The sequence below is a fragment of the Sinorhizobium sp. 6-70 genome (assembly GCF_030124375.1).
Taxonomy (GTDB): domain Bacteria; phylum Pseudomonadota; class Alphaproteobacteria; order Rhizobiales; family Rhizobiaceae; genus Sinorhizobium.
This window is the reverse complement of record NZ_JASKLS010000006.1, coordinates 284,612-298,933: the sequence shown is the minus strand read 5'-3', so window position 1 is coordinate 298,933 and position 14,322 is coordinate 284,612. Positions and strand designations below refer to the sequence as shown.

The following is a 14,322-nucleotide window of genomic DNA, read 5'->3' as shown; positions in this document are numbered from 1 at the left end:
TATGAAGGGGCATGACCGCCAAAATCCTCGTCAGTGCCTGTCTCATGGGCCATGCGGTGCGCTATGACGGCGCATCGAAGCCGCTTTCTCACCCGGCGATCGATCGCTGGCGCAGCGATGGCCGGCTTGTAACGATCTGCCCGGAGATGTCAGCCGGCATGCCGGTTCCACGCCCGCCGGCGGAGATTGCGGGCGGACAGGCGGGATCCGACGTGCTCTCAGGAACGGCCCGTGTGGTTGAAAAGACCGGCCGCGACGTGACGGACGAGTTTGTTCGAGCTGCCGAAAATGCCCTGGCGCTTGCGCTCGAAACCGGCTGTCGCTTCGCGCTGCTGATCGACGGCAGTCCGTCCTGCGGTTCAGGCTTCATCTATGATGGCAGTTTCAGCGGCGCGCAGCATTCAGGCATGGGCGTGACCGCCGCATTGCTGCGTCAGAACGGCATCGAGGTTTATTCCGACAGCGAAATAGACCGTCTGGTAGACAAAGCAGGGTGAAAACCACAGCGCTGCGCGTCTCGTCAGGCAGGACGGGGAATGCGGCTGCCCGGTACCCCGCAAAAGATTACGCCCCTGCTTCTCTCAGGGGCGCAATCTCTCGCCATTGCAGCGAAGGCCCGCCAGCCGTGAATCAGGGGTTAGCTGGACGGGGCAGGGAACTGTATTTATATGGTTTTAGTCTAGCCGAAGTTCGAATCCATCCGGATCAAATTCCTGTGAGTTGCCCGCCATCGAGGCGGCAACCGGTTCCGCGCGCGAGACCGCATGAACGGCGGCGGTTTTGGCCGTCTCATCGATTTCCGAGGAAACGACTTCATGCGTGCCGGGCCGGCTGAGATCGATGCTTGCGGAGGCATTCGCCGTTGCCGGCTCGACTTTCATCGCCGCCGCCCTCACGACTTCCTCGGGTGCCTTGCTGACGAAGACGACCGGTGACCCGCCGAGCCAGGCTTCCGTGCGCACCAGCTTCACCTCGCCGTCGATTTGCTTCAGTTCGACCTTGTCGGTGCCGGGGGCGATCTCGGGGACGACATAGGAGGACTTCTTCTTCGGCTGCAGCGGCGGGCAGTCCGCGCAAGAAACCGCAGCGACACTGGAGTTGACCGCCTTGCCGGAGACGACGTCTTCGATCGAGGACGCGGCGGCCGTACCGGCGAGAAGCGCGAAAGCAGCAGAGATAAGCAGGGAGCGCATTGGATTCTCCTCGAAACTATCGAGAGCGACAGTATGCGTTTTCCCTTACCTTCCCGTCAGGGGGATTGGTAAAAATTGAATGATGCCGCGTTTTTCGCCTAGATCATTTCATTGTTTCATTGAAACAATGAAATGATCTAACTCGTTGAAACTACGCAATTCCGGACGGAAAACCGTTACACACTTTTCCTGGAATTGCTCTAATGCATGTCGCCCAAAGTGTGCAGCGGTTTTGGGACAACGACATGCATAAAAGCAATGACCTAACGCGCGACGCAGGAGTCCGATTGAACGGCGCGCGCTTTAGGCGGTTTCCCGCGCGACGGCGCGCCAGCCGATGTCGCGACGATAGAATCCGTTTTCCCATGAGACGCTGCGCAGCGCTTCATAGGCGGCGTCCTTGGCCTTGCTGACGCTTTCGCCCATGGCCGTGACGTTCAATACGCGGCCGCCCGTCGCAACCAGTTGATCGTCCTTCACCGCCGTGCCAGCATGAAACACCTTGGTCGTCGCGGACTCGCCGGGAAGGGCTGTGATCGGCGTGTTCTTGTCGTAAGCGCCTGGGTAACCCCGCGAGGCCATGACGACCGTCAGCGCGGCGTCGTCGCGCCATTCAATGCTCATCTCGCCCAGCGTCCCGGTCGCTGCCGCGTAGAGCAGCGGCAACAGGTCGCTCTTCATGCGCATCATCAGCACCTGGCATTCGGGGTCGCCAAAGCGGACATTGTATTCGATGAGTTCCGGGCCGTTCCGGGTGATCATCAGCCCTGCGAAAAAGACGCCGGCGAACGGATAGCCGCTTTCGGCCATGCCGCGCATCGTCGGCTCGATAATCTCCTTCATCGTGCGCTCGACCATTTCTGGCGTCATCACCGGCGCCGGCGAATAGGCGCCCATGCCGCCGGTATTCGGTCCCGTGTCGCCGTCGCCGACGCGCTTATGATCCTGTGCCGAAGCAAGCGGCAGGGCGTTCTTGCCGTCGCAGAGGCAGAAGAAGCTCGCTTCCTCGCCGTCGAGATAGGCCTCGACGACGACTTCGGCGCCGGCGGACCCGAAGGCGCCTGCAAAGCACTCGTCGATGGCGGCCAGCGCCTCCTCAAGCGTCATCGCAACCGTCACGCCCTTGCCGGCAGCGAGCCCGTCGGCCTTGATCACGATCGGCGCACCCTGTTCGCGCACATAGGCCTTGGCCGCTGCCGCTTCGGTGAACCGCTTGTAGGCCCCGGTCGGAATGCCGTATTTCGCGCAGAGATCCTTGGTGAAGCCCTTGGAGCCTTCGAGCTGGGCAGCGGCTGCAGACGGACCGAAGACCGCAATGCCTGCAGCACGGAGCGCGTCCGCAAGCCCCGCGACGAGCGGCGCCTCCGGGCCGACGACGACGAAATCGATCGCCGTCCGCTGGCAGAAATCGACCACTGACTGCTGGTTGTCGACATCGAGGACGACGATTGTCGCTTCTTCGGCGATACCGGGATTTCCCGGCGCGGCATAAAGCGCGGTCAGTTTCGGAGATTGTGCGATTTTCCACGCAAGCGCATGTTCGCGGCCGCCCGATCCGATCAGAAGAACCTTCATTGCCAACCTCGCCATCAGGTAATTGCTGCGCTGCGGTTAGGACGGCAGGCGGGGTAAGGTCAAGGAAAAAGCGGTTCCGCGATGGATTCAAATCGACACCGGGTCAGCCGGCGGCCGTGCGCCATTCCTCGGCATTGCCATCAACCGCTTCGGCCGTGGGGCGCGCCGTTCGCGTCAGTGCCCAGATTCCGAGATCGTCGAGCGAAAGCGGCTTGCTGATCAGATAGCCTTGAAACCGGTCGCAGCCGGCTGCGGTCAGCATCGCGAGCTTTTCCGGCGTATCCACGCCTTCGCCAACCACGGCCATATCCTTCGCGTGGCAGAGCGCGACGACGGCCTTGAGGACCGGCAGGGACTGTGATGCGGTCAGGTTGGAGACGAGCGCTCTGTCGAGTTTGATCGTGTCCGCGGCATAGTCGATGATTTGCTGAACCGAAGTGTAGCCTGCGCCAAAGTCGTCGATGGAGAGGCGGAAGCCCTTTTGGCGCAGTTCCTCGATGTTCCGCCGCAGCTGATCGCTCACTTTGACCGCGAAGGTTTCCGTCAGTTCGATATCGATCGACTGCGGCTGAAGTCCATGGCGTTCGACACAATCGGAAAAGTAGTCACTGATCGAGCGTGAATGCAGTTCAGCGGAGGAAATGTTGATCGCCAGCACAGTGTCGGATCCGAAAAGCGCTTTCAACTCGCGGCAATCGGACATCGCCTGGTTGATGACCCACCAGTCGATCTTGGAAAACAGGCCGGAGCTTTCCGCGATCGGCACGAATTCGTCCGGAGTGACATTGCCGAGTATGGGGGAGTGCCAGCGCAGTAGGGCCTCGCAGCCGGTGACGCGGCCTTTCGTGTCGACGATCGGCATGTAGACCAGGTGAAACTGCTCATCCGGATCGAGAGAGCGCAGTTCCTCCTGAATCTGGCGCAACCGTGTGCGTTTGTCATGGAGGGCGCGCGAGAAACGGCTGGAGCGGTTCTTGCCGGCACTCTTGGCCTGATACATGGCGGCGTCGGCATTGGAGATCAGTTCGGCGACATTGCCGGCGTCGTCCGGACAGATTGCGGCGCCGATGCTCGCCGTCACCGGATAGCGCTTGCCGGAAACCTCGAAGCCGTCGTCGAACAGAGCGAGAATTGCTGCCGCGATCTCCCTGACGGTGCCGTCACCCGGTCGTGAACGCACCAGGACAGCAAATTCGTCGCCGGACAGGCGGGCGAAGATCGCCGGCTTCTGTCCGCGCCTCCGCGTGATGGCGTCGACATGGTCTGCGAGTCGGGCGGCAAGCGTCTTGAGGAGTTCGTCGCCGACCGCGTGCCCATGCTTGTCGTTGACAAATTTGAAGTTGTCGATGTCGATGAACAGCAAGCTGCATTTTTCGCCGGACGACATGGCGTCCTGCACGACATCGGTAGCAAGCGTGTTGAAGTGTGCGCGATTGCTGATGCCGGTAAGCGTGTCCGTCCAGGAGCTTTTTTGCACGAGCTCCAGCGATTGGACCGACTGGCGGTGCAATTCACGGATGTTCTGGGTCAGTCGGCCGATTTCGCCCGCTTCGTCGTGATCGACGATTTCGTCGCGTGCCCCGACCATGACCGCCATGACATTGGCGTCGAGCGTGGCGATCGGCTCGGTAATGAAGCGGCGGATCAGGACGACGATCAGCCAAATGGAGAAAAGGCCCATGGCCACCGCACCAAGCGCCAGCAACGTCTTCTGGCGCAGCATCTGGCTGTCGAAATGCGCGTCCGAAATGGTCAGCGTCGCATAGAGCGCCGGTCCGAGAGGTGCGCTTGCCGAAAGGTCATCGGTAACGGCGAGGGGCCATGGCTGGAGAACGATGTCGGACTCATATTCCTTCTTCAGCGCGGTCTGCATCTGAAGGAACCGGTCGGGTTGCACGGCGACCTGCATCAGAAGCGCGTTCGCCTTGTTGCTGGGCAGGGGGCGGCCCAAGGTGATCGGATCGATGAACTGGGAGTAGACGATTCTGGGACGTCCGCCGACGTCGTGGAGGTAGGTCCAATCCGTAAGCTTGCTGCCCTTGACGAGTTGCCTGGCGAGTTCGACCTGTGCCTGGTCGACTTCCGCGAACGGATCCCAGCTGTTTTCGAAGTAATATTCCGTTTCCAGCTTGGAGGTCAGGATGACCAGCGAGACGAAACCCATTGGGTCGTCCGAGAGCGACTTTACGCTTTCCTGCAGACGTACGCCGAGCGCGTTGGCGCGAAAGGTCTTGTCCGTTTCGGATACGAACTGGCGCAGCGCATTGCTGTTCAGCAGAGCGTTGAGGAAGCTTTTGCTTCGTCGGACTTCGTTCTGAAAGACCGCGGCCGCATGCTCGAGCCTTTGCGACAGCTTGGCGTGTTCCAGCGCCCGGATCGATCGGCTCTGGGCGACGTGAACCGAAAAGGCAGCGAGGAGGTAGCCAGCAAGCACCACAGGGAAGATGAGGATGAGCGCGCGCTTGCCGAGTGTCACTGGAAATTCGCCAACGTACTGATGATGCGTCGGCGTGCTTGGACCGACTGGACAGAGAGTTCTTGCTGATATTGGCTTTTCGCCAGTATTTCCGCAGGGGGATAGACCGCCGGGTCGGAGCGCATCGCTTCGGGCAGGAGCTTGAGCGCTGCGCTGCTTGCTGTAGGCATAGTCAGTGCCACGGCGTTTGCGGCAGCGCTGTCCGCGGAACCGATGAAGTCGAGAAATTCCAGCGCCAGTCGCTTGTTCGGCGACCCTGCCGTCGCGGCCATGCAATCAAGCCAGGAAAGCGTGCCTTCGTTCGGGACCGAGTAGTGCCAGAGATCGGGAGTGCCAACCTTGTCGTTGAGCACAAGCTGGTCACCGCTGTAGCCAAGCGCCATGTGAATGTTTCTGCCGATCGCCGGGTTCTGGATTGAGGTGATCACATAATCGTAGGTCAATACGGACGGTGCCTGTTCCTTCATGAGGTCGAAGGCGGCCTTCAGCGTCTCGTTGTCGTTGGCATTGATGGACGCGCCGAGCAGCATCAAAGGGGCCACGAAGGTCTCGTTGTGGTCGTCGAACATGGCGATGTGCTTCTTCAACGCCGGCTTCGGGCGCATCAGGTCCCGCCAGGAGGTCGGGCGCTCCTTCACGACATCGGAACGATAGAGAATGCCCATCGTGCCCCAAAGATAGGGCAGGCCGTGTCCGGCACAGCGCTTGCGCCATTCGGGCGCATAGTCCTTGAGGGAGGGGACATTGGCCTCGGTAAGCGGTTCGAGAATACCCTTCCTGCCGAAAAGCGCCGCACCGTTTTCTCCGACGACGACGATATCTATGTTGCTGCCCGGATCCGCCAGGATCTCGTCGCGGGCGTCCCCGCTGTCATAGTTGACCTGATGAATCGCGACGCCGGTCTTTGCCGTCCAGCGGTCGACGATTTCCTGGTCGATGTAGGATTCCCAGATGAGCAGGTTGAGCGTTTCGGCGCGAGCAGTGGACGCGTATGCCAGCGTCGCCAGGAAGACGGAAAAGACCGCGCGCCCTCTCATTTCATGCCTCTGCCCAAGCCCCCATCCGATAACGGTACCGCGCAATAATTTATGAATGATTACAGAGGGTCGCGTCGGCGGATACTGACGTCGACGCGACCGGTAACTGGACGGATGTCCTCCGCCGGGACTGCATGAGCCGCGTCCTATCTTGCCGGAAGCTTTGGCAGCAGGACCGTCAGGATGCCGAGCAGCGGCAGGTAGGAGCAGATCTCGTAGACGAACGCGATGCCCTGCCGGTCGGCGAAGATGCCGAGCACCGCGGCGCCCATGCCGCCGAAGCCGAAGGCAAAGCCGAAAAAGGCACCGGCGATCAGGCCCACGCGGCCGGGAACGAGTTCCTGCGCGAAGACGACAATGGCGGAGAAGGCGGACGAGAAGATGAGGCCGATGAGAACGCTCAGGACGCACGTCCAGAACAGACTTGCATAGGGCAGCATGAGCGCGAACGGAATGACGCCGAGGATCGAGAACCAGATGACGAAGCGTGCGCCATATCGGTCGCCGATCGGGCCGCCGAGGAAGGTTCCGACGGCCGCCGAGCCGAGGAACAGGAACAGCATCAGTTGGGCCTGCTGCACGCTCGTGCCGAACTTCTCGATCACGAAGAAAGTGAAGTAGCTGGATATGGAGGCGAGATAGACGTTCTTCGTCGCGGTCAGCAGGACGAGGATAGCGATTGCCCAGAGAACCCGGCCTTTCGGCAAGGGAAGCGTCCGGTTTGGAGCGGGTCGGTTCATGGTCATGCGGCGGTGCCGTACGTACCACGTGCTGACCCAGGAAAGCACGAAGAAGCCGGTAATCGCCACGATCGAGAACCAGGCGAGACTGCCCTGGCCGAACGGAATGACGATGAAGGCCGCAAGCAGCGGTCCCAGCGCGCTGCCGGCATTGCCGCCAACCTGGAAGAGCGATTGCGCCAGTCCGTGGCGGCCACCGGACGCGAGCCGGGCCACGCGCGAAGATTCGGGATGAAAAATCGCGGAACCGACGCCGATCAGGCTCGCCGCCAAGAGCAGAACCCAGAAGTGACTGGCGTTTGCAAGGAGAATGAGGCCCGAACAGGTTGAAAGCATGGCCACCGGCAGGGAATAGGGCAGGGCCCATCGATCAGTAACAATGCCCACAGCCGGCTGCAGCATCGATGCGGTCAATTGAAACGTGAAGGTCAAGAGACCGATCTGGACGAAGTCGAGCGCATAATTCGCCTTCAGCAACGGGTACAGTGCGGTCAGCAGGGATTGCATGATGTCGTTCAGCATGTGGCAGAAGCTGACCGCAAGAATGACGGAGAAGGCGGTCTTTTCGGGACTGATGCTGCCCGTCGATGTTACTGAAGCCATGAGATGTTTCCCTGCGAACGGCTCACCGGTTGAGCTGCCGATCATCTCTAGACGGCTTGTTGCTGGCCTGCTTTTGTGATTTGGTCCAATTCTTTCGCGAGTGGGCCAAATGCCGAAAACGAGAAGAGATTACCTGTCGCAATTGCCGGATGCGGATCATTTCAGAAGCCTGGAGTGGATCGAGAGCGCGAACGCTTCCGTCCTGGCGATTGGCAAGGATTACGCCGCTGGCTTGAGGATCCCTCCCCACAGCCATAGCCGGACGCAGTTGTGGTGGGCGCGTTGCGGAGTCGTCCTTGTACATACGCCAAGGGGGCGCTGGATGATCCCTCCGGGGCACGCCTTGCTCATTCCGGCCGGCACCGACCACTCGGCAGAAATGGTGAGCGATGTCCGGATGCATTCGATCTACATTTCCGCGGCCGCCAGCCGCGCCGATCGCCCGCTCGTGGTCGAGATCACCGCGCTCGTCGGCAGCCTTATTGACGCTTTGGTCTGTGCTCGGGACGAAGCGTCGTCCGAGCGACGGGAGCAATTGATCATGGATCTGTTGCTCGCGGAGATTCCGCGGCTCGCGGAGCGGCCGTTGGGCTTGCCTTTCCCGCAGAACCAGCGGCTTGCCTCCCTGTGCCGGCAGTTCCTGAAGGTACCCTCGGCGACAGCAACGATTGATCAATGGGCCAATCGCATGCGCATCAGCCGCCGGTCCTTCACGCGCCTTTTTCGGCACGAAACCGGCATCAGTTTCGTCACCTGGCGGCAGCAGGCCTGCATCTTCGGCTCGCTGCCGCGCCTTGCCGATGGCGAGCCGATCACCACCGTGGCGCTCGACGCGGGCTACGAGAATGTCGCGGCGTTCACGACCATGTTCCGGCGCATGCTTGGCGCGCCGCCAAGCCTCTATTTGCGTGACCAGTCAGGCTGACCGATAACGTGCCATGGGAAACGAAAGCTGGGTTGACCTGGTTAACGGAATCGTAGGAACAGACCACAGATAAAGCGGCGGTTGTATTACATCCGAGCTTTCTCCCTGGCTCGTGCCCCGGCGCGATCCACCCGCCTACAGCGCCGCGCGTCCAATCGGACGCGCAAAGGTCGCTGTAGCACTTTGAATTGCTGCATGATTTTGTCCTTAAATCGATTCCGATTTAAGGAATCATGCGGTCGCGAATGATTCACCCGGAGTTGTTCATTGCGTATCCATCTTGCTTTTCTTTCTGGAACATTTCTTCTGGTGGCCAGCGCGGCGTCGGCCGAAGACGGTCGCTTCATATGGTCGGGCGATTGGTATCTGAAAGTCGGTGCCACCGGCTTCATCGGCCCGAAATATGAAGGCGCTTCGGATCGGATGTTCCAGGCAGCGCCGCTGGTTTCGCTCGGCAAAGCCGGCAGCAGCGTGCGTTTCTCGTCGCGCAACGACAATATGTCCTACGCGCTCCTCGATCAGGGCGGGTTCCGGGCAGGCGTCGTGGGCAAGCTGATCTTCGAGCGTGACGAGGATAGGTCGAGCGATCTCAAGGGCCTCGATCCAGTCAAGTTCGGTGGCGAACTCGGCGGCTTCGCCGAGGTTTATCCGACCGATTGGATGCGTCTGCGCGCCGAGGTCCGCCAGGGTATCCGCAGTCATCACGGTGTCGTCGCGGACGTTGCGGCAGACGCCTTCGTCGATGTCAGCGACACAGTACGGGTTTCCGGCGGGCCGCGGCTGACGGCGGCGACGAGTGATTATTTCGACACCTATTACGGTGTAAACAACAGGGAATCGGCTGCATCCGGCCTGAGCGCCTATGATCCGGGAGGCGGCATCCACTCCGCCGGCGTCGGCGCGGCGATTACCTGGCAGGCGACCGAGAAACTGGAGACCAGCGCCTATACCGAATACCGGCGATTGATGGGTCCCGCCGCCGATTCGAGCCTGGTACGTGAACGCGGCAGCCGCAATCAGCTTCTGGTCGGGGTTTCAGCGACCTACCGCTTCGACTTCACGCTTCCTTGACGGCCGACGGCGCCCCCGTGTCTTGTCAGACGCGCAAAGGACACTGGACCACTTTGAATTCCTGCATGTTTCTATCTTGAATCGGCTACGATTTAAGGAAACATGCGGCACCGACTGTGGAACGGAGTGCCGCCGCTTGACCGCCCGGCCTCGGGGAGCCAAACAGGAGCGATGAACACTTCCTCTTTAGATTCCGGCCGCGTTCACGACGCACCGTCCAACAACTGGGTTTATCGCGTATTGCCGCGCGTATTCTGGCCCTATGCGCAGCTTGCCCGCTGGGACAGGCCGATCGGCTGGCAGCTTTTGTTATGGCCGTGCCTCTGGTCGGCCGCGCTGGCGTCCACGGCGGCGGCAAGCCTCGGCAGCTTCTCGGCAAGCCGTTTCCTGCTCCACGTTGTTCTTTTCACGGTCGGCGCGATCGCGATGCGCGGTGCCGGCTGCACCTACAATGACATCGTCGACCACGATATCGACATGGAAGTGGCGCGCACGCGGTCGCGTCCCCTGCCTTCCGGGCGTGTCACGCGTTTCCAGGCCAAGGCGTTCATGGTGCTGCAGGCCCTTGTGGGTCTTCTCGTCCTGCTGCAGTTCAACGGCTTCACCGTTTTCCTCGGTATTCTGTCGCTGGCCCTGGTGGCGGTCTACCCCTTTGCCAAGCGTTTCACGGACTGGCCGCAATTCTTCCTCGGCCTCGCATTTTCCTGGGGCGCCATAATGGGTTGGTCGGCGGAGTTCGGCGAACTCTCGCTTGCGTCCATTTTGCTCTACGGTGCCGCGATCGCCTGGACCATTGGCTACGACACCATCTACGCCTATCAGGACAGGGAGGATGACGAACTGATCGGCGTCCGTTCGACCGCGCGCCGGTTCGGTGACAATCCGCGGCCATGGCTGATCGGGCTCTACGGATTAGCCGTCTTGCTGATGCTGCTGGCCTTTGTCGCGGCGGGCGCGGGCTTCTTCGCTTATGCGGCTCTCCTGGTCGCGGCGGTGATGCTTGGCTATCAGATCCTGGTGCTGAATATCCATGACCCGTTGCAATGCTTGGCATTGTTCAAGTTCAACAGCGTCGTCGGCCTCATTGTTTTTGCCGGCCTTGTGCTGACGCTTCTCGTACGCCTCATATGAAAAATCCTCCGGCTGGGTCCGGAGGACGTGTGGACTTTCGTGCGACCGGCATTCGGTCAAGCCAATCCATTGGCGGGGCCTCCTTATGCCCAGCTTGGTCCGCTATCGGGCTTGCGCGGCTTGACGGCAGCACGCGCGCGGAAAGCGGCCCGAATGGCGATGAGGACGGCGAGCAGATGCTTGCGCATGCGATATCTCCTTCATTCGTGCCTTTGGCTATGGAGCGCATATGGCACGAAGAAGGCGAACCCACTGTTTCTGCGGTAACATTTGCCCGCAAGATGTGGAAAACCTCCACGGCAAATTCCACTACAGCGCCGCGCATCTGATCAGACGCGCAAAGGACGCTGTAGCACTTTGAATTGCTGCATGTTTTTATCCGCAAATCGGCTACGATTTAAGGAAACATGCAGTAGCGTGCAGGCGGGAGCGGCATCGCCAACGCGAAAAGACGAAGGCCGGCCGCAGGGGCTCGGCCGGTCCTCGCACTGGAGTCGATCGGAGAGGAAATCAGGTCCGGGCGATAATCTCGCGCCCGTCGATTTTCATGTGAACGCCGAGTGTCCCGGTCGAGCGGCGCACGAGAAAGCGCGGGCGGCGCTCGGCGAAAAAAGAGTGGCGGCGACGCGGTTTCGCCGGAGCGGTGCGAACATCGCCGAGGTGCTCTTCCAGCGGGCGGGCGACACCGTCGGCTTCCACCATCAGCATCGGGATGCGGTAGGCTTCCGCCCAGGCCCGCCAGTCGGCTGCAATGTCGGAAAGGTCGTGGGCGACGAGCAGCGGGATGCAAAGATCCGGATCGTCATGATGGAGTTCGAGCGTCACTGTAACCTCTCCGTCGCCGTGGTCGATGGCCCGCGCTGCAACACCCTTGAACGCCCGCGCAGGCAGCGCGATCGAAAGCGGCAAGCCGCTCGATGGTAGCACCTTGCGCAAAACAGCGCCACGTTCGTCGAGGCTGATGGTGACATTACCCGCATGGCCGCGCAAGGCGTAGGTTGCATGCTGCGGAAAACGCTTCGGATCGAGCCTCAGTTTGTTTTCAACCCAGGCCGGTTGAGAAAGTGTGTTGCGCATTTCAATCGCCCTTGTTTTTCCTTGAGAGCCGGTTCCCGGTCTTCTCGTCGGGACTTTTCGTCCTCTATGGGCAGCAGGATAGGCAGCCGCTCTTCCGGACGGCTTAAAAATTGCGGTTAAAAAGACCTTGCGTGGCCCCATGGTTAGCAAAAGTCGACCCGCCAAGGTTTCTTCTTCGTCAACGAAATTGCCGGGATTTTTTTGAACCGCAAACGCATGCCGGAAAAGCCACACACAAGTCTCCGGCGACATGATGCGGCGTCAGAATTCTGTTTTGGTGGGCTTGGCCCTCTGGCAATCGACAAGGCGGCGGCATGGTTTCGACCTATATCGACTACAATCTCATCACCCGCGACATGAGGGCCAGTCTCAATCGGGTGTCGATCCAGCCGCTGGTTGCGCGCGAGGCCGAATATTACAAAGCGAACATCGGCAAGGTGACTTCGGTCGACGAATTTCTCGACGATTACCGTCTCTATTCCTACGCCATGAAGGCCCACGGCCTTGAGGACATGACCTACGCGGTGGCCTTCATGCGCAAGGTGCTCGAGAGCGACCTGAAGGACGACAACAGCTTTGCCAATCGCCTGACGGACGAGCGATACCGCAACTTCGCCGAAGCGTTCAGTTTTGGCTCGTCGACCGCCGTTGCGCAGACCGACGCCCAGACCGATGCACTGATCGGGCTTTACAGCGAGACGATCGCCAACCAGTCGAACGTGCTCAATGCCGAGACGAGCTATTACAACGCGGTGATCGATACCGTGACGAATGTCGATCAGTTCCTGGGGAACGAGCGCCTCAGGACCTATGCGATGAAGGCCTTCGGGTTCGATCCCAAATATACATCCTATTCCCATTTGAGACAGATTCTGACCAGCGACGTCAACGATCCGAACAGCTACGTCAACAAGCTGGGCAGCAGCTCTGCGCTGAATTTCGCGAAGGCGTTCAATTTCCAGACCGACGGGAGCCTGCCCGCCAACACGCTGCCGCAGAGCGCGACGCAGAAGAGTGCCATCAACGAGAGCTACATCCTTAACGCCAGCGACCGCGTGACCTCGGCCGAAGCTCTGCTCAACAAGAGCTACTACGAGGCGAAGATTGGCAGCATCACGACGGTCGCCGCATTGAAGGCCGATACGCGCCTGTTCAACTACGTGGTGACCGCCTTCGGGCTGCCGCCGAGCACCTTGACGACAACCGTCGAGAACATCCTGACCAGTGACCTCGACGATCCCAACAGCTACGCCAACACGATGGGCGGCGAGTACAACAAGGCCTACAAGGCCATGGCAGCCGCCTTCAATTTCCAGACCGACGGGACGCTCGCGAGCGGCGACAGCGCGCAGACGGCAGCGCAGATGGCCACCACGTCCGATGGCTATATGGTCCATTACAACGACAAGGACGATGCCGCGGACGAGGCGCTGATTTCGCGTTTCAAGATGCTGATCAACGCGCTGACGAGCGTCGATAATCTGCTAAACGATCCCAGCATGATGACGCTTACGCTGCGCGCCTTCGGCCTTGAGGAGGAGGGGGACAGCGTGCGCAAGCTGAGAAAGGTCCTGACGAGCGATCTGAGCGACCCCGACAGCTATGCCAACTCGCTCAAGGACGAGCGTTACGTTAAGCTTGCCAAGGCGTTCAACTTCGAGCCCGACGGCTCGCTTGGCGCGCCGAAGCTTGCACAGTCCGAGGCCGAAATCCTCAATACGTCCAAGGCCTATGTCATCGAAAAGAGCCGCTTTGGCACTGACGAAGACAAGACCAAGGCGCAGGAAGAGGCGAAATATTATAGCGCCGAGATCCAGAAGATCGAAACGCTCGACGACCTGCTCGGTAACCGGCGCCTGGTTGATTTCGTCCTTGTCGCCGCGGGCATCGACCCGGAGACTGTCGAGACCAGCTACCTCAGGGACATGTTTCTCTCCGATCTCGATGATCCGGAAAGCTTTATCAACACGGAGAGCGATACCCGCTATCGCGAGCTCGTCGCCTCTTTCAATTTCGATATCGAGGGAAAGCTTGCTCGCGGAGCCGCAGGTCAGATCCAGACCCGCCGCGGGATCATTGCCACGATGGATCTTTACCTCAACCAGACGCTGGAAGAAAACGCCGGCGCGGACAATGCCGGTGTCCGCCTGGCACTCTATTTCAAGCGCATGGCTTCCGACGTCAACACGGTTTACGACCTTCTTGCCGACAGCGCCTTGATGCAGGTCGTCAGAACCGCCTTCAGCATCCCGCAGGAGATGGCAAGCAGCGACATCGATATTCAAGCCGAATACATCAAGCGCGTGATGAATATCGCGGATCTCCAGGATCCCCAGAAGCTCGAAAAACTCCTGCAGCGTTTCACCGCGCTTTATGACGTAGAGAACAACACCGATGTCTCCCCAGCCGCCACCATCCTGTCAGGCAGCGGTGGTTTCGGCATCAGCGCCGACACGTTGATGCAGCTGACACAGCTCAGGATGGGCGGCTAGAG

General features: G+C 60.3%; 11 protein-coding genes. 5 read left to right on the top strand and 6 right to left on the bottom strand.

Annotation, left to right across the window (positions count from 1 at the left end; genetic code table 11):
* Window positions 1-11: 11 nt before the first annotated feature.
* Complete coding sequence (locus tag QN222_RS14805) at window positions 12-497, top strand: DUF523 domain-containing protein (RefSeq protein WP_283961869.1); 486 nt, start codon at window positions 12-14, stop codon at window positions 495-497.
* 177 nt (window positions 498-674) lie between these two features.
* On the opposite strand, the gene QN222_RS14800 is transcribed toward QN222_RS14805, so the two are convergent.
* The 5 genes from QN222_RS14800 to QN222_RS14780 all read right to left on the bottom strand — a co-directional run bounded on the left by QN222_RS14800 (window position 675) and on the right by QN222_RS14780 (window position 7,624).
* Window positions 675-1,193, bottom strand: a complete 519-nt coding sequence (locus QN222_RS14800) for a plant virulence effector HPE1-like domain-containing protein (protein ID WP_283961870.1) — start codon at window positions 1,191-1,193, stop codon at window positions 675-677.
* A 303-nt stretch (window positions 1,194-1,496) separates the two neighbouring features.
* A complete protein-coding gene (gene purD, locus QN222_RS14795) occupies window positions 1,497-2,768 on the bottom strand; it encodes a phosphoribosylamine--glycine ligase (RefSeq protein WP_283961871.1) in 1,272 nt (423 codons plus the stop codon).
* Between the two features lie 103 nt (window positions 2,769-2,871).
* The gene (locus tag QN222_RS14790) at window positions 2,872-5,244 is read right to left on the bottom strand and encodes a bifunctional diguanylate cyclase/phosphodiesterase (protein ID WP_283961872.1); all 2,373 of its coding nucleotides are present in this window, start codon (window positions 5,242-5,244) and stop codon (window positions 2,872-2,874) included.
* A complete protein-coding gene (locus tag QN222_RS14785) occupies window positions 5,241-6,281 on the bottom strand; it encodes a spermidine/putrescine ABC transporter substrate-binding protein (RefSeq protein WP_283961873.1) in 1,041 nt (346 codons plus the stop codon). The genes QN222_RS14790 and QN222_RS14785 overlap by 4 nt, the downstream gene beginning before the upstream one ends.
* 146 nt (window positions 6,282-6,427) lie before the next feature.
* The gene (locus QN222_RS14780; protein ID WP_283961874.1) at window positions 6,428-7,624 is read right to left on the bottom strand and encodes an MFS transporter; all 1,197 of its coding nucleotides are present in this window, start codon (window positions 7,622-7,624) and stop codon (window positions 6,428-6,430) included.
* 109 nt (window positions 7,625-7,733) lie between these two features.
* On the opposite strand from QN222_RS14780, the gene QN222_RS14775 reads away from it, so the two are divergent.
* The 3 genes from QN222_RS14775 to ubiA all read left to right on the top strand — a co-directional run bounded on the left by QN222_RS14775 (window position 7,734) and on the right by ubiA (window position 10,751).
* A complete protein-coding gene (locus tag QN222_RS14775) occupies window positions 7,734-8,549 on the top strand; it encodes a helix-turn-helix transcriptional regulator (protein ID WP_283961875.1) in 816 nt (271 codons plus the stop codon).
* Between the two features lie 267 nt (window positions 8,550-8,816).
* Complete coding sequence (locus QN222_RS14770) at window positions 8,817-9,620, top strand: MipA/OmpV family protein (protein ID WP_283961876.1); 804 nt, start codon at window positions 8,817-8,819, stop codon at window positions 9,618-9,620.
* A gap of 171 nt (window positions 9,621-9,791) precedes the next feature.
* Window positions 9,792-10,751 (top strand): 4-hydroxybenzoate octaprenyltransferase, encoded by a 960-nt coding sequence (gene ubiA, locus QN222_RS14765; protein WP_284005488.1) that lies wholly within the window; start codon window positions 9,792-9,794, stop codon window positions 10,749-10,751.
* Between the two features lie 510 nt (window positions 10,752-11,261).
* On the opposite strand, the gene QN222_RS14760 is transcribed toward ubiA, so the two are convergent.
* Window positions 11,262-11,828: a DUF6101 family protein gene (locus tag QN222_RS14760; protein ID WP_180940363.1), complete on the bottom strand. Its 567-nt coding sequence runs from the start codon at window positions 11,826-11,828 to the stop codon at window positions 11,262-11,264.
* A gap of 314 nt (window positions 11,829-12,142) precedes the next feature.
* On the opposite strand from QN222_RS14760, the gene QN222_RS14755 reads away from it, so the two are divergent.
* Window positions 12,143-14,320, top strand: coding sequence for a DUF1217 domain-containing protein (locus QN222_RS14755; RefSeq protein WP_283964903.1), 2,178 nt, complete (start codon window positions 12,143-12,145; stop codon window positions 14,318-14,320).
* The last annotated feature ends 2 nt before the right edge of the window (window positions 14,321-14,322 follow it).